At 68.6% G+C, this 25,465-nt stretch carries 3 protein-coding genes and 1 tRNA gene (1 of these 4 only partly in view); 1 reads left to right on the top strand and 3 read right to left on the bottom strand.

Going from position 1 to position 25,465, the window contains the following annotated elements; translation table 11 throughout:
* The first annotated feature begins 105 nt into the window (after positions 1–105).
* A tRNA-Val gene (locus tag ACFSXZ_RS09610) sits at positions 106–177 on the top strand.
* 105 nt (positions 178–282) lie between these two features.
* Here the strand turns inward: ACFSXZ_RS09610 and ACFSXZ_RS09605 are convergent.
* From ACFSXZ_RS09605 to ACFSXZ_RS09595, 3 genes are all read right to left on the bottom strand, one after another.
* A complete protein-coding gene (locus ACFSXZ_RS09605) occupies positions 283–1,347 on the bottom strand; it encodes a tyrosine-type recombinase/integrase (protein ID WP_378263495.1) in 1,065 nt (354 codons plus the stop codon).
* Between the two features lie 95 nt (positions 1,348–1,442).
* The gene (locus ACFSXZ_RS09600; protein ID WP_378263493.1) at positions 1,443–1,958 is read right to left on the bottom strand and encodes a helix-turn-helix transcriptional regulator; all 516 of its coding nucleotides are present in this window, start codon (positions 1,956–1,958) and stop codon (positions 1,443–1,445) included.
* Positions 1,959–2,033: 75 nt separating this feature from the next.
* Positions 2,034–25,465, bottom strand: the 3' portion of a protein-coding gene (locus tag ACFSXZ_RS09595) for a WXG100-like domain-containing protein (RefSeq protein ID WP_378263491.1). The gene runs 23,677 nt beyond the window's last position; 23,432 of the gene's 47,109 nt are visible here — the last part of the coding sequence; its start codon lies beyond the right edge, outside the window; it ends in the stop codon at positions 2,034–2,036.

Raw genomic sequence — 25,465 nt, 5'->3', positions numbered from 1 at the left:
GTTGTTCGCTCCGTACCTGGCCATGTGCGCAGTGTGTGGTCAAAAGACCACCCGTTTGCCAGCCACCGAAAGTCGTCCGCTATAGTTTCGTCCGTACCAAGCAAGGGGCGATTAGCTCAGCGGGAGAGCACTTCGTTCACACCGAAGGGGTCACTGGTTCGATCCCAGTATCGCCCACCCTGTGTTTTGCCTGGTAGACGGCCTGTCGATGATTTTCATCGGCGGGCCGTTGATCGTTTTGGGGAGCAGGGGGTCCTGACCACCTTCGCTCATCCGAAGGGTTCACGCCACTTTCGGGGCTATAGCGTGGGTTTCGTCCCCGGTCCAGCCGCCACCCTGCTCCCAGGTCCAGCCGCCATCCTGCTCCCAGCGTCTTTGCAGCGCTGCCAGCATGTTGGCGACCATGGTGTCGGTGACGTGGGAGTAGTGGTCGTCGATGTCCTTACGCTTATGACCCAGGCGCACCAGCCGCAGGATGCGGGGTACGCCGTCTTCGACCAGCCACGTCTCGTGCGTATGGCGGAGGTCGTGGAAGTGCATTTCCTGGTTCAACGGGGCCCAGCCCCGCTTCTCGTCGCCGGCCAGCGCGGGCAGCCAGACCCGACGGCGGAAGTTGGACCGGCGTTGCACGGTGCGGACGCTGGCGGGGGTCTTGGGCGGTCCCAGTTCGAGTCGTCCGTTGATCTCGTGGAGCGCCCCGAACTCCGGGTCGACCTCGATACGCGGGTTGGTGCCGAGATAGGTCCGGTGCCACTGCAACCCGGCGAGTTCGCCCCAGCGCAGTCCGGTGTAGGCGGCGGTGACGGTCAGCAATCCGGCGTCCGGTGCCATCCTCCCGGCCAGCGCGTCGACTTCGTCGGTCGTGGCATGGGGTCGTTCGGGCCGTTCGGCGAAGCTGATCCGCAGCTTCCGGCAGGGGTTGGCGCCGATCAAGCCTTCGTCCACGGCTTCCCCGAGAATCATCGACAACAGCACGAGGATGTCCTGGACGCTTTTGTCGGCCAGCTTCGTGCGCAGGGTCTTGTTCACCCAGCCCTTCACCGCGATGCGCTGGATGTCGCCCAGCGCGGTGCCCGACCAGCGGGGCAGGATGTGGTAGCGGATATGCGAGTCGTAGGTGGACCAGGTCAGGTCCGCGACATGGTGAGCGTCGGACCACGAGCGGATCCACTCGTCAATCGTCGTCTGCGCGAGTCGCGGGTCGGTGAACCGATGGCGGTGCGGGGCCGGGCGCCGGCGGGCGCAGGTCCTCGTCCGACACGCGGCGAAGATCCTGCGCGCCCCGGACGAGGCGGAGAGCGCGGTCGCCGCCACGCGCGACACCGCCTCGGGCACACTGACGCTCATCGGGTTCCGCACGGCCCTCGAGGCACTCGCGGGCCCGCTGCCGGAGCGGCTCCGCGACTCACATCCCGAGCTGAACCTGCGGGTGCTCACCGGGATCAAGGGACCCGCGCTCGACGCGCTGCGCTAGCCTTACCATCACACTCCAGACCGGCGTTGCGCCGACCGATGCAATCAAAAATCCGTGGTGCTCCTGCTCGGCGTGACGGTTGCCGTGGGGCCAGCAGGCGCTTCAACTCCTGACGTGAGGCAACGCCCAGCTTGGCGTAGACATTACTCAGGTGGTACTCGACGGTTTTCGTGGTGATGTACAGCTCGTTGGCAATCTCGCGGTTGGTGAGGCCGTGGGCTACCAGCCTGCTGACCTGTTCCTCGCGTTCGGCCAGCCCGGGTCCTCCGGTTACCGGCTTGGGCATGGCCCTCCCGCACAACCGTAGGGCCTGCTCGGCGCGCCGGGGGAACGGGCGAGCGCCCAGTACGGTGAAGCGACGGTGGGACTGGGCCAGCCAGACTCGTGCATCCGTGCGGTAGCCGGCGGACAGCAGCAGCCGGCCGTAGTCGTGTTCGAGCACGGCCCTGGGCAGCGGCAGGTGCGGGGTGCTCGGGTCGCGCACGCCCGCCGCGTAGATCTCCAGCCGTCGCCGGGCATGCCACGGCGGACCGCGAGGTCCAGCCGAAATCGTCCGTGATCATCCGCCCTGTTTGTCAGGAACGGGATGGCGCAACGGTTTCCCTGCCCGGACGGGGTCCTCGGTCGCGGAGTAGGTGCCGCCGAGTTCGGCGAAAGCCGCCTGTGCCTCGGGTGGCAGGTCCTCGATCCGCACCGGCAACGGACGGCCCGAGGGCCGGAACCGCCACAACCGTGGATCATCGTCCACACCCGGGCCGAAGGTCAGCGCGATGATGTCCCGCCCACTCACCGCCGCCAGTTCCGCCATCAACGCCGCCGACGCCAGCGCGCCCAGCCAGAACATCGCATGTACGGTCTGCCGCAGCCAGCCCGCCGCTCCCGGCACCCGAACCTCCTGATGCCGAGCCAATTCGTCCATCAGCACGCGGATACGATCCTCCTGCTCACGCAGAGCCTTGTCCTCAGGATCCTCGTCCTCACCCGCCGTGTCGTCAGGCTCATCGGCCTCACCCGCCTTGTCATGAAGATCCTCGTCCTCACCAAGGTAGGTGACCTCGGACGCCGCATCGGGCAGGATGTCGCCGGCCTCGGTGTCCCCCACCTCGGACACGGCGCCGGAGTTCGCGGAAGCCGTCAGCGGACGGACCGGGACCCACCGGCCCGCACCGTCGAACACTATCGCGTACACCTTCCCCAGCCCCGCTCCCGCCGCCTCGACCTCGGCCGGCCGCACCACCATCAGCGTTTCGCCCGTGGGCTCCACAATGGACGCTCCCTCGCCGTCACGAGTCGGCGTTCCGCGCATGAGCTCCACAATGGACACTTCGTCGCCGTCGCGGGTCAGGTTCAGCACTCGCACCTCCCCCGACTCCGAACGAGCGATCACCACCGCGTCGCCGCCGTCTTCGTCCAGCAAACCCGCCACGGTGGCCAGCCCGCGACCATCGGCACCGGCCTCCTCCGGCGCCCGGTTCAACACCTCCCCGGCCGGACCCGGCATATCGTCGGTCACCATCGAGGACAGCAACGGTACCCCACGGAACGTCGAATGCACTGCCAACGCTCCCGCCAGCAGCACTTCCATCCGGTTTGATCCGGCCGCCGTACCCAGCAACCCCACGAACCTCGCCGGAGGGACCCTGGCCACCCCCGGCGGCACCACATCCTCCAACGCCGCCAACTCCGCCGAATGCTCGCCGCCGTCACCGGAGACAGCGTGATACTCCACTGTGGACGTTGACGGTACGGTCCTGGCCGGTGCGGTTCTGGACGGCGCCGTCGTGGACGGCCCCGGCCTCGGGGAGCCTTCGTCATCCGACGACTCTTCGCCATCCGACCCGGACTCGCTTTCACTTTCCCGGCTAAACACTGTTGTGGACCTTGCCCGTTGGAGGATTTCGTCCGGATTCACCGGATCCCCGTCCGAGTCGATCGCCCACACGGCCAGCAGGGAGTCCTCCGCGACCAGCTCCCGGCGCACTCGCACCCGACGGTACCGGCCGCCCGACCGGTACACCGCATAGAGCGCACCGTCGTCGTTGACCAGGTTCCAGGCGCGGAGGCGCCCATCCGGCGATCGCTCCATCACCACCACGGCGGTACCGTGATCGCTACGGTCCAGGAAGGTGAGGGCGCGCCGCAGAGCGGCGGGGCCGGTGCCGAGCGAAACCCCGTGCGAGAGGATCTCCGCGACGCCCACACGGTGGAACCAGTGGCCCCTGCCCGAAGCGGAGCTCCCCAGCCAACGGGGCAGGAACTCGAGGGGTCCGGCAAGGAATTCCATGGCCCCGTAGGACATTCCCGGTTCTTCCTGACCGGGCTCCTGCTCCTCCACCACGGACGGTTCCCGCAGCCCCGCGGAGATCTCGGTCAGCAGATGGTCCAAATCCAGGTCCGCGACGTTTTTCGCGATGATCCGCACGACCCCCGTACCCGCTCCGGCGTCGGTGATCTCCTCGCCATCCGGGTGTGCCTGAAGCACCAAACGGGCAACTTGGACCGTCGACTCGTCGAAGCCGGCGAGACTTCCCGCCCGGTTCGCCGCGGCCTCGACCCGCTGAAGGTCCCGCGCGTCGGCGATCTCGGACACCAGGTTGTCCAGACCCAGCCCGGCGATCCGTTTCGCGATCATCCGCACCACCGCGGTACCAAGCCCCGCGGCCGCCAGCGGCGGGCCCTCCGGATGAGCCTTCAGCACCACGTAAGCAGCGGCGACGACCGGCTCGTCGAAGTCCGCGAGGCTCCCCGCATCGTTCGCCTCGGCCAGCACCGACTCGCGGTTCCACAACCGCCACCACCGCGGCGGAGCAGGCTCGTCCTCCCCCGAGGCGAGGGCGTCATCGGCACGAAGTCGGTCCCTGAACCCGTCACTCCGCCCGGCCGCGGCCTCCAGGGCGCGCAGTTGATCCCGGTACCGCTCACGCAACTGGGCCAGGTGTTCCCGCCCGGCCGGATCCGCGTTCATCGCGCGCCTGCGGGTGTCGGCCCACTGCGCCAACACCCGCCACACCGCTCGATCCGTTCCGGTTTCGGCGCCGTCGTCAGCGGTCTCGCCAGTGGTCTGGTCCTCCTCGCCCCCGAGCCGACGCTCCACTGCCTGCTGAAGCGCCTCGCCGAACTGCTCGCGGTAGTCATCGGCGGCGTCGCCGAGTTCTTCCTCGAACTTCGCGAACGCGTGCTGGTCCGGGAACAAGCCGTCTTCGGCGACTTCTCGCCGGATGACCTCCGGGTCGAAGGGGCCCATCAGATTGTCGTCGTCGTCAAGCCACCCCAACGCGCGATGGTACTGGCCGTAATTGCCGTCATAGACCAATGAGGGCGAAGCGAGCGCCATCGACCGCAGCACGTCACCGAACCTGCGCTGCCCGGTCGAGGTCCACACCGCCGCGATCCCCGCGCTCAGCAGAGGAAGATCCAGTTCGTCGTCCCGGAATTCGGGCCACTCCCGGTTCGCCTCATCGGCCAGCATGGCGGCGTCATACGCGGAACCGGTCGTGCCGTCGGTCAGCAGGTTCGCGGCGCCGTCGACCACGTCGGCACTGGCCGTCAGCGGAGACGGCTCGCTGCGCCCGCCCACGCGGTACCAGGCGAGCCTTTCCTGGCCGTCCGGGCCCCGGACCACGGCGATCGACCGCTCCCCGCCACTCAACGGCGGCTCGACATCGTCCGGCCGCAACGGAATACGCATCGCTTGCATGGCGTCGTCCGCCCGGCGCGATGCCTCTTCCTGTTGCTGGACCATTTCCGGGGTGGGATCATCCACGCCGAGAACCGCTTGGGTAGCGTGGCGCAGGTCGTCGAGCGCCTCGACGTGGGCCAGCCTGGCGACCGTGGGCCGGCGCCTGTCCCGGTCGGCTTGGACGACGGCGGGCAGTTGCGGCCGGTCGGCCCGCCGCTGGAAGTACGTCTGGACGGCAATGAGCAGGAGCGCCGTCTGCTCGCGGATATTGCCTCTCTCCGCGACCGCGTCGGCGCCGGCGTTGGCTCCAGGGACGACCGGGTTCGTTATCGCGAGTGCGGCCCACACCTCCGGGGTGAAACGGTTCTTCAGGGCGGAAAGGAAACGATGGACCTCTGCCGCCACTTCCGCCCGGCGCAACAGGAAACGTGTCGCGTTCGACTCGAACACCAGAGAGGCCCGGGTGAACTCGATCCTCGCCATCGCCAGAGCCCTCGCCACGGCCCCGAGGTGGTCACCGTTCGAAACATCACCGTCGCCGGATTCGCCTTGCGGCTCCTCGTCCTCACCCAATGACTGAGGTAGGGAGCCGAGAACCCGGCCATGGCGATCCAGACCGAACCTGAACAGGTCGCCAGTGTCCTCGAACTCCTCCAGATTCAGCGGCCGATGCGGCCCCCTGTTCGGACCGAGCATGACCTCACGGCCAGCGGGGCCGTCATGGGTGACCAGATGCCACCCCCTGCCCCGCACGGCGGGATCGGCGGGCAGTTCCGCGACCAGCGCCTGAACCTGTCCCTCCCGGAACAACATCTCCATCGCCAGCGCGACGATGCCGGCGGCGCCCTGGCCGACATGGTTCAACTCGGCCGGCAACACCGGCCCACGGTCGGGACCGTCGGTCCACAGATCGTCCAGCGCGGCCTCGGCCCCGTCGACGCGCCGCACGTATTCGTGGAAGAAGATCTTGTCCCGTAGCACGATCGGCGTCGCCGACGCCGCGTCACCGGCCGGCTCACCGGACGACTCTCCGGCCAGCACGGTGCCCTCAGCGTCGACCACCACCGCGCGGATCCTCCTGGCCAGACGGAAATCGTCCGGCTGCGAGGCACGCAATCGCACGCCACCACGAGTGTCGAGAATCCGCACCTGGCCGCGATAATTGACCATATTCCACGCCCGCCGGTCCCCGCCCCAGGTGTCGACCATCAACACCGCGGCCGCACCATGGCTTCCGTCCCGCACCAGTTCCCGGACCTGCTCCACACCCCGCCGGCCGGGGTCGAACTCCTGCGGCGTGTGCTGGACGAGCTCCCGGCGTGCCCGCTCCGCATCGACACCGCCGAACGCGGCCCGGAACGCCGCATGGAAATCGCGCGCCTCGCCGATCCCCTCGACCTCCCGCGGCGGTCCAGGCGAGCGCACACGGCCGACACCGGGGAGAGTCGCGGGTTCGGTACCGGCGTCACTTTCGTTGCCCGCCTGGCTTTCGCCGGAGGCGTCGCTTTCCCCGGTCTGGGAACCATCCGGCTGTGCGACCTCGACGGCCTGCGGTGCGAGCCCTTGGACGAGCGGGGACTGGTGGAGGGCCCGCTCCGTCGCGAGCCCCCGCACAATGCTCCAGGCCAGGGTGAGGCCGGAACGGCCGTTGGCGAGCGCGCGTCCCACCACCCTGGCGGCCGCCTCGTGCAGGTCACTGCCGAGGAACTCCGGCAGCACGGGGTGATCGGGCGGCACCTGGGTCAGCACTCCGGGCCCACTCTCGGGCGGGTTGGCGTGCGCGGCCTCCAACTCGGTGTGCGCCACCGTGACCAGTCCCCTCGCCAGGGAAACCTGCCACGGCGCGATGGCGTCGGCCGCCGCCAGCGTGGCCACTTCGAGCGTGGCGGCGGACCAATCTCCATGCTGGGGACTGGGCGCGCTCTCGTGCTCGTGGCGTGGGGAAATGCCCGTCACGAAGGTCCCATCGGGCAGCAGGCCCAGCGCGAAGATCGCGGAGTCGGCGGCCACCGCGCCCGGTTCCGCCGGAACCAGAACGGGGTTCTCGGCGTCCGGGTCCTCGGTCACCCAGACCCTTCCTTCGCCGTACCTGAGGTTCCGGGCCCGGAATTCCCCGGCCGGTGTCCTTTCGAACACCACGACTTCGGTGCCCTCGCCCGTCTCGTTCACCAGATCGATGAGCAGCCTCAACCCGTCCGGGCCGGTGCCGACCGGCAGCGGTTCCCGTCCCATCAGCCGGATGACGGGATCTCCCGGGTAGACGGTGCTTTCCGTGTTCGCGGCGGCTGCCGCGGTTTCGGAGACACCACGGAACTGTTCGAAGTTGTCGCGGAAAAGACGCAACGCGGGGACAAGGTTGGTGATGTTCCGGGTGGAACGCGACCCGAGGACATCGGAGGCGAGGTCGTCCAGCGTAGCGCCGGCGGCGTCGAGCACCGACCGCAACGTAGTGACGGCGGCGGCCGGGATGTCGGGGAGTTCTTCGTTCCCGGCCAACTGCCGCAAGGCGGCGGGCGCATCGTCGAGTTGCAGACCGGCGGCCTCGACCCCGGCCCGCAGGCGATCGGCGATGATCACGACGGCCGACGATCCGAGCATCCAGCCCGCGAGGCCGGGCCCGCCCGGATGGGCCTGGAACAGGGCATACGCGGCGCGGACATACGGGGTGAAGCCGGGCCGGTCCCGCCGGATTTCGGAGGTCTCCTCTTCCACCCACCGGACGGCACGGGCCTCGTTCCGGCCCGGGTTGGCAAACCACTCCTCCGGTCGCGTGATGATCCACGCCCATTCGATCAACGGCCGGACACCCTCGTTCCACGAGCCGGGCGGCGGCGGGCCGGGAAGTCGTGGAGCATCGGCGAAAGCGCGTTGTTCGGCCTCGGCGAAGGCGAGCCGGTCCGGGAAGACGTTGCCGGCCGCGACGTGGGTTCCCAAGTCTTCTTCACTGATCAGCGGGACGGTGCGGTACCGGCGGTAACCGTTGTCGTACGCCAGTTCCGTCGAGGCCTCGGCGCCCGCGGCCATCCCTTCATGGAAGGTGAACTGCTCGGTGTCCATGCCGACCACGAGCAAGGCCAGTTCGAGTGTGGGAAGATCGAAATCCGCCTCCCCGTGCAGGTTGGCCGACTCGGCGAACGTCACCGCGTTATACATCAACGGCGCGGCGCCGGACCGTAGCAGGGCGCCCGTGCTCTCCGCCTCCCGGAAAGCGTTCGATGTCATCGGCAGTGCGTAGCGAGCGTCGCCGGGCCGCCAAACGAGCACGTCTTCCCCGTCGGGCCCGCGGACCGTCGCGATCGGCCGCTCGCGCTCGCTCAACTCCGGGTCGAGACCGTCCGGCCGGAGCCCGGTCCGCAGCCGCCGATCGACCTCGGCCAGGTCTTCCTCCGTGACCTGCGGATCGGCCAGGACAAGGGAGGCCTGGGTCGGCTGGCGTTCCGCTGACATGGCGTACCGGTCCCGGGTGGACGGCACGTCGGGGAACAGGTCGGAAACGGGTGGAAGGGCATCCAACAGGGCCGATGCGAGCGCGACCCGTTCCCGGATATTGCCCTCCCGCACCACGGCCTCGCGGTCCGCGGTACTACCGGGGAACGCTGCGTCGACGCCCTGTGCGTCGTCAAGGTAGCCGGGGTAGTTCTGCCACAGGTATTCGACGAGCTTCTTGATCTCGCCTTCCACGGCGGCCCGGAGAGACGGGTCGTTCAGGACGTAGCGCGGCAACCTCTCCTCGAACGCCGCCGCGGCCTCCGCATAGGCGATCCGGCCGTCCTCGACCGATTCTTCCGCCACCACATCGCTCTCGGACACCGGATGGGAGCCTGCCACCGAGGCCACGGGTGAGACGTCGGAATCCGGGTTCGATTCGAGGTCCGCCTCCGAGCCGAGCGCGAACACCGGCGCTTGCTGTGGCGCATCGGGGAGAGGGTCCTCGGAACCGGTGGCCGGTACGGCGCCGGAGGCCGCGGCCGAGCCCGGTGTGGCCCGCACGCCGGACGCCTGCTCAGCGCCCGGTGCCGGCGCGGGATCGTCGGGGACGACCGCGTTGTTCCGATCGAGCACCAGCGCGAACAGCGATGCCGTGGAAGAGACAGAGACGTCGAGCTGCGCCGGCCGGCCGGTGCGGTTGTCCATGATGACGAGGCGGTCGCGCGATCGCTGGACCTCCAGGTGCCACGTCCGGACCGGCCGCGACCGATCGGTCGGGTAAGCGGCCACGAGCGCGCGCGTACCTTCGCCACTGAACACCATCCTCGCGGCGAGCATGAGCCGTCCACCGAGAGCCCACCCGGTATGGGACAACGGGGCCGACAAAACAGGATCGGACGGCATGGTGGCGGTCGACCAGAAGGTGTCGATCACTGCCCCGGCATCCGGCACCTGCTGCATCAGCTCCGCGATCCCGACCGGAGACAAGCCCAAGGGCCGCCTGGGCGGGCCCAGTGGCTGGGCGACGGGCGGCAGGTGTCCCGCGAGCACGGCGCTGTCGGGCCCGACGATGACCGCGTGCAGATGGGCCAGGTTGGCCGGAAGCCGCGGGAGGGCGGCGATACCGTTCCGGAGATCCAGAATCAGCGTGGTACCGCGATAGTTGAGCACGGTGAACGAGTCGTGTCCCGCCACTCTTCCGGCCGTGACCGGCACGGCCGTTCCGTAGTCGATCACCTGTGGGTGGTCTTCCCGGCGTGCCGTCGTGAGCACCACGCCCGCCGTGCCATGCCCGCCGGTAGCCACCAGGCGGAGAGGCTCGGCGCCCTCGGCATCGAGTTCCGCCGGCGTGTGGCGGGCCAACCATACAGCGGGGTCATCAGGGCTGGGGTACAGGACGCCGACAAAAGCCTGGAACTGGGCGACGGACCCGATGGCGTCCTCGACCCCGGTGACTTGCGCGAACGGCCAGATGAACCTCGGCGGGTGCGCGGCCCGGCCAGGACGCGGTGCCGGGACAGGGCGTGCCGGGACAGGGCGTGCGGGGACAGGGCGCGGCACCGGCGGGGTCGGAATCGACAGGGCGGCGTAGTAATGGGCTTGGCCGGCGCGCGCTGACCACCCCACCCTGCCACCCTCGATGTCCAGCGCGTGGAGCCGGCCGCGGCCGTCATACAGGAGGCCCCAGGCGCGGGTTTCGGTCACCGCGTCCTGGCCGCTCGACCCGTCCGGCACCGCGATCAGAATCCCGACGGCGCCCGCGGTCGGGATTCGGTTCCTGGCCAAGGCGTTGACGGCGGTGGTCAGGTCGATGCCGTAACCGATCAGGGCCGGCCAGACGGACGCGAGCCACTGACGTGGGTTTCGCCCGTAGGTCACCGGCAGCCGCTGGTGAACGAAGTCGACAAAGGTGTAGACGTCCTCGATATGCGAGATCACATCCGGTTGGGGATCCGCCGGATCGAGACTTCCCGGGGGAAGATGGAACGGGCCTCGGTAGATCGGCCCCGGTGGCCGCGACGACGCCGCGAACGCCTGGAAGTCCTCCGCCAAGGTGTCCGGCGACCCGGGCGAAACTCGCGCGTAGAACCACTGCGGTCCCGTCCACCGCTCGGGGAGTGAATCCGAGGGAGGTTCCTCACGCGGCGGCACGGACAGTCCTCGCGCCTGGATTTCCTGGCCGGTGACCAGATCGTCCAGAATGGACCTCACCAGATCGTGACCGTTGTTGCCGGCACCCAGATCCCGCGCCACCAGCACCACCGTGTGCTCCTCCAGGCTCGGGGGCCGGAACGCACGCAGGTCGACGAACCAGGTGCGCTCGCCGGCCCGCGGGCTGCCCGCCCCAAGGGACACCGGCGCCCGGAATCGGGTCACGTCCTTACCGCTGATGAGCAGGTCGGTGTAGGCCTGGTCCACGATCGCCTTGGCGCGGTCCAGCTCCTCCGGGCCGAAGGAACCGGCGGATCGCGCTTCATGCGCTTCACGACGGACCAAATCCGGGTACCACTGCCGAGCGCGACGCGTGCCGTCCAGCGCGAACTCGTCCACAATAGACTTCGCCTGCTCGACGCCGTCCTGTCCGGCGTGCAGAGCCAGCGCCACGGAATGAGCGGCGCCGGCGATCACGGCCTCCCGGTTGCTCCGCGGCACCGTGAGCAGGGACGGCTCGATCAACGCAGCACCGACCTGCGCCTGCGCCCCGGCAAGCCTCTCCTGACTGATCACGACATCGTCGGACGGCCGTTCCTGCCGCACCCTGTCGGGCGTCCACCAGTTCGACCGGGCTCCATACCGGATATCGCCCACAATAGACCGCGCCAGGGCGAAGCCGTCGTTGTCCCGCGCGATTTCCCGCTTCACCAGCACGGTCATCCCGCGGATCAGCGCTCCCCGGCGAGCCGGAGGGAAACGGCTCAAGGTCGGCGCCGTGAACACATCGCGGACCAGCCGCCGTGCCTCCGCGGTCCTGCTTCTGATGGCGTCATCGTCGGATGGCGCTTCCTGAAGCACCCGCTCGTAGTTCCACAGGGCCGGATGCTCAATGCTCAGGAAACCGTCTCTGATGGCATCGGCCAGGCCGGTTCCGTCGTTGCCGAGCACGAGATCCTCCGCCACCAACCGGACCACGCCGCGCATGACCGCGTCCCGCTGATTCTCCGGTACGTCGACCAGCGATGGCTCGATGAACGCCCGCTCGACGTGCTTACGCGCCTCGTCGTCGAGGTCGGTGCCGTCGTCGCTCTCGGACTCGTCGTCGCTTTCGGCCTCCGCGCGTTCCGCTTCCCGCATCACCCGGTCGACCGTCCACCCGGGCAGACCTCGGACTCCCAGCCGTAGATCCTCCACAATGGACTTGGCGAGTTCCGCACCGTCCTCGCCCTGAGTGAGAGCCAGCGCCACCACCCGGACCGCGGCGTCCAGCACCTCGGCCCGCTCTTCCCGCGGCACCTTGGCCAGCGACCGCATGACGAGCTCCCGCTCGACCAGTTGGCGTGCTCGCCGACGCTGTTCGGGCGTCGGCGTGACAACCTCTCCGGTAGTGCCCTCGAAGCCGTCCTCCGCCTCTGGCGGCGCGAGCACCTGACGCAGGTCGGTGGTGATCTCCGCCAGGAGATCGTCGGCGGCCACGTTCGGCGCGCGGCCCTCGGCAACGGCGACACGCCGCGCTTCGGCGACCAGTCGCACCACCGCCGAACCCATCCCCAGCCGCGACAACGCCGCGCCACCGGGATAGCCCCGCAAGTCCCCAAACGCGTGCCGCAACTCGTCCGGCTCGTAGTCGGCGAGACCTCGCCCGGTGGCGTTTGCCCGGCGCGGCAGATTCTCCAATGTCCAGGGCTCACGCTCCTCCTGCTCCGCCTGACGGACCGTGCGCTCGCCATCCTTCACCCAGCCCAGCAGCGACTCCCAGGCCTCCAGATGCTCCACGGGTGCCTGCTCCATCGCGGACTGCCCTCGGCGGGACGTGTTTTCCCGGGGGCCCAGTGCCGATGTCACCTGCGCCTGGATCTCCTCGACCCGGTCGGCGAGCCGCCGGTTCCGGGTGACCCGGCGCTGCCCGTCCACCACCTGGAACTCCGGTTCCGCCGCGGCCAGCGCCTGCTCGTCCGGGAACCCCTTTTGCGCGACCTTCGCCCGCAACACCTCCTCGAGGATCGGCCCGATACGGCGAAGACCACCACGGTCGCCCGTGTAGCCGAACTCGGGATACACCAGCGTCGCGGTGACCAGGATGTCGTGCAGGGTCGCCTGCCCGGTGTGCACCAGATTGCCGATCAGGCCCAGCAGCACCAGTTCCGGTTTCAGCCCCTCCCCATGCGCGTTCGCCAGCTTGGTCGACGTCAGCACGTCATAGGTGGCCTGGGAGAAACCGTGCCAGGTCCAGGTACCGGTGGCCGTGGCCCGCCGGCGCGTTTCGGAATCGTCCTTGAGCGGGTTACGCCGGTCACCACGCCACCACGTCAGCAAGGACCGGGTCCGGATCCGGTCTCGTTCGAATACCTCGCCTTGTTTCACCGCGATGGATCGCTCTCGCACGCTCAACGCCGGTACCACGTCTCGCGGCCGCATCGCGGTCTCCAAGGCGCGCAAAGCGTCAGCCTCTTGCTGCCGCAGGTTGGCCGCCTCCGTAAGCCTATTCACCGCGACGAGCTGGTTGTACAGCCTTTCTTGCTGGGTGGGCGCCTGTTCCCGACGAAGGGCTTCGAGTTCGGCGGGCGGTGATTTCCACTCGTTTCCGAACAGGCCCGTGCGTTTGTGGAGGCCCGACAGGAAGGCCAGCCGCTCCCGCGCATTGCCCTGCGTCACAACGGCCTCGACGTCCGCCGCGGCGCCCGGGATGGTGTTGTCGGTCTGCGGTGCCTTGTCGAGCTTGTCCGGGGCGACGCGGCGAAACGCGAAATCCGCGAGTTTGCCGAGTGTGTCGTTCACCAGGTCCCGGCCGGGATATTCGGTCAGCAGCCAGTGCGCGAGCCGGTTCGCGTAGTCCCGTGTGGACTGCAGGAACACGGCCGTGGAGTCGTCGAGCGGAGGGTTTCGGCGCGGTTCGCGTTTCTCCTCCGGCTCCGGGGGCTCCGATTGCCTGGCGAGGAAGACCTTGCCGACCTCCCGGAATTCCGTGACGGGGAACGGTTTTCCCTCGCCGTCGAAGACGAGGAACGTGCCGTCCTCCTGACGCTCGATCACCCAAACTCGGCCCAGCGACCCCTCCGCCCGGGGATACCCGGCCAGCAAGGCATAACGGCGACCGCCCGCATCGCCGAGTTCGCCGATGGCGCGGACCAACCCCAAAGCGCCCTGCCCGACGTGTTCGAACTTGCCGGGCAGCGTCGGCACCGGCCCAGGCTCACGCGCCCAGTGGATGTCCAGCGCGCGCTCGAAACCGTCGAAGCCACGGACCTCGGCGAAGCCGATCTCTTCCCGTTGCGGCGTGTCCCCCTGCACAGATCCGTTATCCGACTCCGACCCGTCCCGGGCATCCGATTCGTTGCCGGAATCGGGTCCGCTCTCGTCCGAGGCGGCGACCACGTCGCCATCCCGGTCGCGAAGGACCGCATGGACCTCGGTGGAGTCGGGCAGTTCCGGTGGATTCGCCCTCGCGATACGGTTGCCCGACACGCCGAGAACCATCGTCACCTGGTTCCCGTCGGGCCCCGGCACATTCACCACGTTCCAGGCTCGCCGCCCGTCGTCCGGACTGTGCGTGAACGCCACCCCCATGGTGCCGGGGCGGCCGTCAGACCGCGAACGTACCTGGAGCAACTGGTTGTCAGCGCCGAAGGACTCCAGCGGGTGCTCCGAGATCAGCGGGCCGGGCTCACTCTCGGGCGAGTCAGCGGACCGCAGCGCGGCGTCGAACGCGACCGCGTCGCCGGCCCGGTCGGCGACGGCGAACGGGAAGGGGAACGATGGCCCGTCCTCCGGCGGGTGGCCCAGAACAGCATCGCGGCCGGGGGTGATGAGGACCGCATAACCGTGTGGCCCCAGATCAGGATCGGGAATCTCGGTGATCTCGCTGTCGTCCCGCACAGAGACGAAGCGCGGTGTCCCAGACCCGTCGATCACTATCCCCATTACCCGGGGCACACCCGTGGGCTGCCCGTCGGGCCCGAGAGTCGGCAGGTTGAGGTGGACGCCGATCGAGCCCACCGGAGCTCTGCGGAGCGCGACCTGCAGATCGGCATTGGGTCCGCGCCTCGGCCCGGGCACATGCTGGGGCCGCAGCCGGGTCAGCACGTCACGCGGATCCTCGCTGTAGCTCACCGGGAATCTGCGGTGGAAGAACTGCGCCCACGCCAGGGTTTCACTGATGCCCGGTATCGCTTCCATGTCCGGGGCGGACCGGCTTCCCCCGGCCGGGCTCCACTCGGCCGGCGCGGGGAAGACCGTGCCCCGCGACCATCTCGCCGCGAAACCCTGGAATTCCATCCGCAGGAGGGGTGACCACCAGTCGCGCAGGGTCCAGCCCGCCGGGAACTCCTCCGGATGCGGCGAAGAACGCCCGGGAGTGGACCCTTCACCCGGCGCGAGTTCCTCGATCCCCAGGTCCTCATCCGCGTTACCCCGGGGATCAGCCCCGCCGTGCCCTTTCACGTCGGCGGCGACCAGACCCCGCACGATGGAGCGGACGACCTCGATGCCGCTGACCGGATGGCCCTCGGCCGCGTCCCGCAATGCCTTGGCCACCATCCCGGTCATCGCCTGCCTGGTACGGGGATCCGCCAGCAGGCCGGACCCCAGGCTGGTCGCCGCGGCCAGCCCGACCTTCACCAGGTTTTCCGCGTCCTCGACGTACTCGGCGATGCGTTGCGCCGAGGAGAGCGAGTTCTCCTGGAGCAGCAACTCCTTGGTCCACGGCCGCAGATAAGCCGCCCGGATGCCGGGTGCCGGACGCTCCGTCGCGGAGTCCCCGGCGAAACGGCTCGCCCAACTCCACGGGCCGTCCCGTCGCGTGCCCGCGAGCACACGGCCGTCAAGGCGGATTCCCGCCATCGACACCGGGGTGTCCTCGTCTTCGATCCACCCGGTCACGTATTCGGCGGTCAGTTCGACGGGTCCCTCGCTGCGGGCCGGGTCGATCAGGTAGGCCCGGCCGGATCTGTTGACCACGTGGTAGGTCCGGGGTGGACCGCCCGAGGTGCCGATCTTCAGCACGGCGGAGGCGCCCTCGTGGCCATCGGCGACGCGCTGGGCGGAGGCGAGCACTCCCGTGGCGCCGTTGGCGAAGTCCTCGGGATCGAGCGCGGTCATCCGCGCCCGCGGATCACCGTCGTAGATCCGTAACGAGACGGGCCAGGCGTCCTGGTAAGCCGTGTGGAAGTCGTGGTGACCCTCGAGTGCCCCGCCGGACTCGACATCGGGGAGCCAGTCGCCGAAAGGTCGTTGTCCGGCAAGCACCTTTCGTGTTCGCGGGTTGAAGGCGGCCACCCAGACGCGCGCCCCCGGCCCGTCGATCGTCTCGATCTGCGCGCGGCCGCCGAAGTTGCGCGCGAACGAGGCCGATACGCGTCCCTGGCCCGTATCGGCGAAGACCACCGCGACTGCCCCGTCCTCACCATTGACGAGCAGCTCGGTCAACGCGGCGCGCCAGTCCCCGCCGGGCAACGGTTCCGGCTGGAGACCGGTGAGGGCCCGCACCGTATCCACCGGACGATTCCCTGCCGACGCCCGGACGAAGGCGAGCGTCTCCCGGACGCCGTCGGCATCACCGAACGGCCCGACGAAGGTCATCTCCCCCTCGTGCGGCCGGTGCGCGCCGACGACCAGCTCGCCGTCGAGGTCGTGGACGAGCCCGTGGATCTCGAAACCGGCGAACTGCCGGAAGTCCGGTTTCCCATCCGGCCGGTTCGGCACCGCGACCGTCTCGACGGCGTGGTCGGTGACCGAGCGGATTTCCACCGCACCGTCGGGATTCCTGGCCACCGTCCACACCCGCTGCCCCGCTTCCGGGTCGAGAGGGAGGCCGATCAGGAACCCGGACGAGCCTCGCGGCGCTTGGTCGGCCATCTTGCCGGCAAAGGCCGCCGCGCCTGCCTCGCCGGTGCCGACGACCACCGGGGTGAACGAGGAAATCCGTTCGGCCGGCGTATTCCGGTACCTCTTGCCGAAGGCGTTGTGCAGGTCGACGTGGCGTGCGACGGCGGCATCGAGCGCGGTCCGTGCGTCGTAGGGCCGGCCGAACATCGACGACGCTTCCGCGCCCGGACCGGCGGGACCGGTCCAACGGGGACCGATACGCATGCCGTTGCTGTCGACGGCGACGAGGTGGTAGGTGCCCCCGGCCGGGAGCTGGTGCAAGCCCACCGGATGTCCTTGGACACCGTGACGGACAATCCACTGGCCGTCGAGACCGCTGCCGGGGTGGTTCGCGTTGATCAGCCAGACACTTCCTATCCCGTCCGTCCAGTCCTCCGGATAGTGGATCAACGCCGCCCTCGGCGCGGGCCCACCACGCCGCAACCGGTTCGAGGTCTCGTTCAGTGCGTCGCTCACGCTCGTCGGCCCGGAGGCGACCTCTTCCGGTGCGTAACTCCAATAGGTGCCCTGCTTCCAGTGCGCGACGCTCGCCAGTGCCTTCACACCCAAGACGTCGTTGAGCGCGCCGGTCAGGGTGGTCAGGGGGATCTCCTGGCCGTGGACCGACTGTTGCCGCAACCGGGTGACCCCGTTCGACGAGGCCGGGAACGGGTAGGCACGGTTGACGAACTTGCCGACGGCCGCGACCGGCATGGCGTAGTACGTCGAATACCCCTGCAACGGACTCAAATCGCTTGACTTCTCACCGGATTCGGTCAAACGTAAGATCCGGTCGCCGGTGAAGACCACGGCCCACGCCGCGGGTGGCCGGCCGTTCCCGTAACCGAGAACCGCCATCACGGTGCCGGCCTGGCCTGCCTTCATCCGAAGCCCGAGCTCCGCCCGGCCGCCCAGGCGCACCGGGGTGTAGAACGGCATGCGTACCGGCGCGTCTTCAGGCCGCTCGGTCTTCGCGTACTGCGCTTCCAGCAGGTCGAGTACGGGCCCGATCGGCGCATCGGGCAACGACCGCACAAGCTCCTCACGGCCGATCCGCCGGCCCGCACCGAGACGGGCGATCGTTTCGGCCGCGTGATCCGGGAACGGGAACGTGCGGGTGATGTAGTCCTCGTTCGAGGACCTCGGAATGGCATACACATCAGCGAGATCCGCGAACGTGTCCGGATCGATCGACTGCACGCCGGTATCCGGATCGACCTCTCCGATCGGTTCGCCCGTCCTCGGGTTTCGCACCACCACCCGCAACGCGCCGTCCTCACCAGGGACGACCTCGAAACGCCACGCCACCCCACCACCACGACGCAGATAACCCGCCACATCGGCGACCGCGCCGGCCTCACCGCGCAGCAACCGGGCGACCAGCGAGTCCAATCCCGAAACCCCATAGCCGAACCGCTCCGGCACGAGCGTGCGCCCCATGCCCACGACCAAATCGGCCCAGCCGTTCACATCGGACACGTCGGCCAGCACGTCCGGATCGACCTCGTCCCCCGGCGATCGCCCTTCGGCGATGGCCGCCAAATCGTGCCGCCGCTTGCCCGGGCGCTCGAGGATCACCCCGTCCCGGTTGTGAACCACGATCCCGAGGTCGGTGCCGCGCGGGAAGTCCCAGGGGTAGGCATCCTCGCCGGTGTGGTCATAGACCCGGATGCCGTCCTCGTCGTAGTCCACCCGGAACGTCTCGCCGCCGGCCGCCACGACGGCTTTCGACCCTTCCTTCGCGTGTTCGAGAACCTCGACCACGGCCTGCGGCAACCCGTCACCACCATCCAGCCGGGGAAGGTCGGAATACACCTCCAAGTGCTCCCGCGCCAACCGTTCGGCCAGTTCCGGGGGGAAACCGAAAAGCCCGGCCCGCACGGGGCCAAGTTTCGCTTCGTCCTCCGCGGTCCGCACCGCCACCCAATCGACACCAGGCATCGTCGACGCCAGGTGGTCCGGCTCTGCCGCCGTCTCGTCCGAGGCGCTGTCCTCCTCTTCCGAAGGTGCCGAGAGAATCACGTTCCCTTGCGAGTTCCGCATCGACGCGAAGACCGTTTCGACGTCCATGTCGGGATTCGCCGCGATCAGGGTGCCGCCAGGACTGGTCTGCACCAGCTCGTCCTCGCCGGTCTCGGTGTTCGTCCGGTTGAGGACGGCCCAGACCACGCTCTCCTGCCTGCCGCCAGAGGTCCGATAGCCCACGAACAGGCCTCCCGAGCCCGGACCGGCGGCACGCAGCGACCGATGGGCATCGGCGAGGCTCAATCCTTCCTCGGACAAACCGCGTGGAATACGGACCCGGAGCCGCTCCAGGTCGTCGCCGTGGAACGCGGCGAACTTCCTCAACACGGTCATCACGCTGTCCGTCGGCTCGATCCCCATCAGCCGGGGCAAGACCGCGAGGTTGAGGTCCATCCTTTCCGGCCCCAGATTCCGCAAGGCTTCCGCCCGGGCCCGATGCCGGGCCCCGACCGGCACGTTCGCGCCATCGCGGTCCGTCATCGTCGCGTACAGGTTGCCGAGCCCGGGAATGGTGCCCTCGTGGACCGCCTGGACGCCGTCCCGGTTGCTCATCAACCACACTTCGATCCCCTTGTTGCCGTACTGGGCGCGCATACGCCATGCCCGGCCCCGTCCACCGCCCGCGGGATACCCGATCACCTCGGCGGTCAACGTCATCTGCTCGATGAGCTTTTTGACCCGGGCTTCGGCAGTACCGAGCGCGACGCGGTCGCGTGCGAGTCCCGCTCGACGAGCGTTGAGGTTCTGTTCGACGTTTTGGACGGCCCGGTATGCGGCGGTGCCCCGCAGCTGCACGCGGAGCGCTTCGACACGGGCTTGGGCATCGGTGACAACGGAGGGAGTCGTGCCGGGTGCCGCAACGTGGCTCCTGGCGATCGATTGGGCTTGCTGGACAGCCTGATACTCGGTACTGCCCTGTAAGCGCTTTCGGAGCGAAACGAGTTGGGATTCGGTTTCGGAGAAAAAACGGAGTGCATGCTGGATGGCGCTTCGGAGCCTGGTTACCTCGGATTCGGCGGCGCCGAGTTCGCGGTTTCCGGCCCGCGTCTCACCCAGTTTCTCGCGGAGGGTGCCGGCGAGGGTCACCAGCGCCTTGGGGCCGGATCCGACGAGGTCCGGAACGTGGAACGCGGAATTCTGCGATGAGCTGGCGATCGGCTCCGCCAGGCCGTCGACATCATCGACCGCACCCGCGAAGTGAGGACGCGGCATGGGAAAGCCCGGTCCCCATTGCATCATCGCCAGCCCGGCCAGTTCCATCGGGTACCCGCGGCCCATGCGCCGCACCGACTCGTCGAGGGAAGCGGCGTAGACCTCGTCCGCATTTTCCAGGAACGACGACGCCGTTTCCTGGGATACCGGTTCGGCGCCGTCCTCGATCCGGTACGAAACGGATTCGCCGTCCCGGAGAATGGTCATCGGCGTGCCGACGCCTTTACTGTAGGCGACCACGACGGAGGACGCGATCCGCGAGGACTTGCCGACCTCGTTCATGATTCGCGTCAAGCGCGATTCGCCGGCGGCCTTTTCCACCCGCTCGGGATGGAAAGGCAACGCGACGAGGTCCGCCGCGTTCTCGGAGGCCGAAGCGTGGAATTGGTCGCGACGCGCCAGCGCCTGCGTCAGGTTGGGCACGTCGGTGATCACGTCCGGCACCGCGGACCGTTCCACCAGAGGGATTTCGCCCCAGTGCCGCAGGGCCGCCATCAGCGCCGTATCGGTGGTGTAGTCGAAGATCGCCTTCAGCTTGTCGCGGTGCGTCGCGCCCGTCGCGGTCGACAGCTTGCTGAAGTTCGCCGCATCGTCCGTGCGCGGCAGCACGAACACCTTGTCCTCTTCGCCGATGTGCTCCGCCAGATCGGTCACCTCGGAGCGGGTGGCCTGATTCACCATCATCACCTTGGTGTTCTGGCGGTACACGTTGAACGCCGTGAGCGGACCCCCGTCGGCGGGACGAACGACCACCATCACGTCCGCGGGAACGCGGGCGAGCGCGATGTGCGCCATGACCCGCCGCATCCCGCCGGGACCGAGCCCGATCTCCTGGGGATGGAACCGGTCGATCCGTGCGCTCTCCGGGTCCCGGAGCCGGTGGATCTCCAGCGCCTTGGGCAATCCGACGACGTCGGGCAACCGCTCGACCAGCGTGTCCGCGTTCACCCCTGGCAACCCGGGGACCTGCGGTTGCCCGCCGGTAGCCAACTCCGCAATCAGCGTGTCCAGCGCGCTCTCGCCCGGATAGTGGAGGGAGGTGTGCGACCCGTCGGCGGCAACCGGGATCGCGAACAGATCGCCCTCTTCGCTCAGTGTGGCAACGAGATCGTCGAGGGAGATGCTCTCCAGCACCTCACCGGTGGCCAAGTGGGTCAGTGACAGGACGTCGTTCTGGCGCTTCAAGAACCAACTGAGGCCGTGCCACGGCTGTGCCGGACGGAACCCGATCACCACCACCGAAACGTCTTCGTCGACCTCTTCCAGCCAGGAGCGAATGCGCGTGGCGCCCTTCTCCCCCTGGCCGGCGTGCTGCACGCCGGGGAAATCCGGACCGAGGACGTAGCTCAGCTCGCCATCGTGGAAGGCCGACTGCAGCTCCAGCCCTTGGGGAAGCCCTTCGACCTTGTCCAGAGCATCCACAATGGACACGTTCAGCCCCCGGTGCAGGCCCTGTGCCTGCGCCGCCAGGAGGGCCGCCGCGGCGTTCCGCTCGGGATAGACGGAGGAAATGTAGTCGCCATTGCCATCGACCGCTACCGCGAACAGCTTGCCGGAAATCGGCTTGCCCCAGAGCGCGCCTGCGGGGTCTTCGTAGTCGGGACGGCCGTCCACGAGGGTCATGACGAAAACGCGGCCCTCGTAGTCGTCGTCCGGATGCTCGATCACGAGCGCGGCGGCCTTCCTGCCACCCTTCCTGAGCCGGTCGGCGATGTCCTCGAGCCCCTTGGACCCGGGATCGAACGGTTCCGCGGCGAACCCCCGCAGCTCCGTGTTCCCCTCTTTGAGCCGCGAAGTGAAACCGGTCTTTTGTTCCAGCAGATCGACGGCCTCGGCGTAATGGGACAACGGTCGCCACTGGGCGTCCCCGGTCAGGGCGACGGGTCCGTCACGGGTGGTTCGAATCGTGCTGATCTTCGCCGCGTCGCCGATCCGCGCCACCGCGTAGACCATGTCCTGCCGTCCGATCGAAGTCCGCGGGGAATAGATCTCCCTTCCGGTTGCCTGGTTCGTGACGACCACATCGTCGTCTTCCTGGCGCATGCTCCACACGACACCAGGACCGCCCCCCTCCGGATAGACCAGCAGCGTGGCTTCACCGTCATGATCGCGGTCCCCGTCGTCGGTGTCCGTATCGGTGCCGGTGTCGTTCGAGGCCAGGTAATGCCGGGCCATGCTCACCGCGAGCGGGCCCGCGCCCAGCGGGACGATCTTGAACCGGTCGTGCTCACCGGATTCGCCGTCCCCGGTCCGGACAATGGCGGGAGCACTGTCCAGGCCGACGACATCGACGAGCAGGTCGTTCAACTCGGTCCGGGTGACCGTCGGATCGGTGCGGGTGGCGAACATTTCGTCCGCCCGGTTCCGGAACGGGAGCAGGCTGGTGTGGTTCCCGTCGGCACCGACCGGCATCACGAAGATCCGCTGGCCTTTGCTCGCGCGGGGAAAGGTGCCGAGACCCGCGCCGGTGACACCGTCGTGGATGTTAAACCAGCCGTCCTCGCGCTCGATGAGATAGGGGTGACCCCGCGCCGGGCGCCGTGTGGAATACAGGACCACCACGACCGACTTGTCGTCGTTGTCCGCGCGGAACCACCGCCTGATGTCGCTGATACCCCGTTGACCACGGCGAACCTCTTGAAGGCCGTGGAAGGCCGAATCCGGGCCGACGTCATAACCGGGGTTTTGACCGTGGAACCGAATCTGCGCTTCGATCACTCCGTCCAGATCGACGTCGCGCACGATGTCCACAATGGACTCTGGCTCGACGAGATCGCCGCGGGCTATCCGGCTCCGCAGGGCCAGCGCGTCGTTTTCCGCCGGGTAGCCGGAGCCGAGGTAGTCGCCGTGCGGGTCGATCGGGATCGCGTGCAGCTCACCGACCTTGCCGTCACTTCCGGCCAGGACGCGAGCGGGGTCCTCGGTGACGACCTCGTCGGCGTCGTTGACGGTCATCAGGTAGGACCGCGCCTCGCCGCCGTCCGCCGGGTAGTCGATCACGCGCGCGACCGACCCCGCACCGCCTGCCATGAGCCGTCTCCGGAGGATTCGCCGCGCTTTGCGGCCGCTCCCGAACGATTCCCACCGCGACCGCAGGACGTCGGGGGACCTGCCGTCGCCAGGTTGGCCACCGGACGCCGCCTGACCCGCGCGCTGGTCGAGAATTTCCTGCTGGCGCGCGAGGGTTTCGGCGAGGCCGCGCACGGGCACGGACGCACGAGGTGGTGGTGCCGGTTCGGCCTCAGGCTCTTCTTCCAGCTCCGAGACCGACTCCGAATCGGGGGAATCCCACGACTTCGAGGATTCCGAAGACTCGGAAGACTCCGAAGACTCCGGTTCGTCGTCAGGCCTTCCCGCGTCCGGCATCTCCTCGTCCGCGGATTCGGACGAGGATGCCTCGGAGGATCGTTCGGGCGACGACTCCTGCCGGTCGACGTCCATCGCGTCGTCCGCGTGATCGCCCCGGCCGCCCGCGTCGCTGTCTGGCTCGCTCGAGGATTTCCGGCTGGACGCGCTGTCGGCCAGGCCATCCAGCATGTTGTACGCCACGCCCTCGGCGTGCCTTTCGGCGTCGGCTTCGCTACCCTTCCGCAACTCGCCGGCCAAGGTGTACGTGACGATCCGGTGGACAGCCTGGCCCATGTTCTCGCCCACGACGAGGTCGACGTCCCGGTCGTTCGCGATCCGGTGGGTGGCGCGCTCGATGACGCGATCCGCCGAACGGCTCACTTCCGGGGACGGCTTGAAATCGGGCCCTATCTCGAGCGCGAGGCGCGGGATGAGGGATCGCATCGAATCGCCGGGTGCCCGGACACTTTCCCGGCGCTCGGCCATCCCGGCGACCTCGTCCACCAGCTTGTTGATCGACGACGGTATTTCCGCCAGGTAGACAACCGGGTTACGCGGCGGATCGGCCGGACCCGGTCTGTGCGGCAGACCGGCCGGGCCCGGGTCGCGCGAGGGACCGGCCGCGCCGGATTCCTCGGAGGCGGGGCTGGAACTCTCCGTTGTCGAGTCCTCGGCCGTGTCCGCCAGCCACCGCCGCCCGTTCGCCGACACTGCGATGACATAGAACGTGCCGTCCTCCGGCAGGTCCACGCGACGGGCCGATTCACCGGTTTCCTCGTCCACAATGGACTCTTTGGTGATGGACCAGACACGCCCCGGACGGTCCCCGCCCGGATAGTGGAACAACGCCGCCCGTGGGTGGTCCTCTCCCTCGAACCTGTTGCCGATACTGCGGAAAGCCTCGTCCCGGCTCCCCGGTCCGGTCGCCGCCCGCTCGGGCACGTAGGTCATCCGCTGCCCGGTCGCCGTCGGATAGGAAACCTTGGCGAGCGCGGCCGGCGCGGGATCGATATCAACGATCCACTCTTCGGCGACGGAAACCCGGACCGCTCGTCCGGCAACGTCATCCGGCGCCGCTTCCGCACCAGGGCGCTGGTTACGCATCGCGTGGTGCAGCGTCTCGATACCGTTCTCATGCGGGTACGCGCGATTGATGTACCGGCCGTCATCGGCGACCGCACTCGCGTAGTACCGCTCGTACTGACTGAACTCGGGCGGCAGATCGACCAGGTCACCGTCGTCGTCGATCAGCAACATCGTGTTGTCGACATCCCAGAGCAGCGCCCACGCCCGGCCTTCCCCGCGACGGTAGGTGAGCATGGTGATGACAACGCCCGCTTCGCCGTCCAACCGGGCGTTCAACTCGTTCGCCGCTTCGGACGCCGTGCCGAGGCCGACCGGCACGTAGGTGGGCAACCGCGATGGAGCGCCCTCAGGATGGTTGAGCCTCGAGTACAACGTCGCAAGCCGTTGCTGGACCTCAGGGAAGTTCGGCACATCGGGCAGGAGCGCCGCGAGGTCCACCTCGTCGGGCAGCCGCGTGCCCGGCACGTACCGGCCGAGCACGACCTCGATGTCGGGCTTGGGCGGTAGCCATTGGCCATCCCCGGTCACCGCGACCAGATAGTAGGTGCCGCCCTCGGGCAGGTCCGCGGGTTCGACCTCCTCGCCGGTTTGATCGTCCACAATAGACTCCGGTGTGACGTGCCACGTGCTGCCCGTCCGGTCACCGCCCGGATAGTGGATCAGCGTGATCCGTGCGCCGGATCCGGCCCCCTCGAACCGCTCCCGGATTTCGCGCCCGACCCTCGCACGACTGCCCAGTCCCGAAGCGACCCGCTCCGGCGCGTAGGTGAGCACCTCCCCGGATGGTCCGGGGTGGGAGACCCTGCCGAGCGCCTGCCCCCCATTCTCGATATCGAGAATCCAGTCGGCGGCCTCGGACACCGGCACCGTTCTTCCGGCCACGTCGGTGCCCTGCCGGCGCATTTCGTTCAGCAGGTTTTCGACGCCGTTTTCGTACGGGAATGTGCTGTTGACAAACCGGCCGTCGACGGCGTACGGGATCGCGTAGTAACGGTCGAAGGTGCTGAACTCGGGCGGCAGGTCGGTGAGGGTGCCGTGCTCGTCCACCATCAGCAGGGTGTCGCGGTCCCAGGTCAGCGTCCACGCCTGCCCCGGCTCGCCGCGCCGGTAGGTGAGCATGGTGACGATCGCGGTGGTCTGGTTCTGCAGACGCTCCCGCAGCTCGGCGGAAGCCTCGTGCGCGTTGCCGAGGGCCA

This window comes from Amycolatopsis pigmentata (assembly GCF_042684065.1).
Classification (GTDB): domain Bacteria; phylum Actinomycetota; class Actinomycetes; order Mycobacteriales; family Pseudonocardiaceae; genus Amycolatopsis_E; species Amycolatopsis_E pigmentata.
The sequence above is the reverse complement of the archived record's forward strand: the minus strand, read 5'-3'. Positions and strand labels throughout refer to the sequence as shown.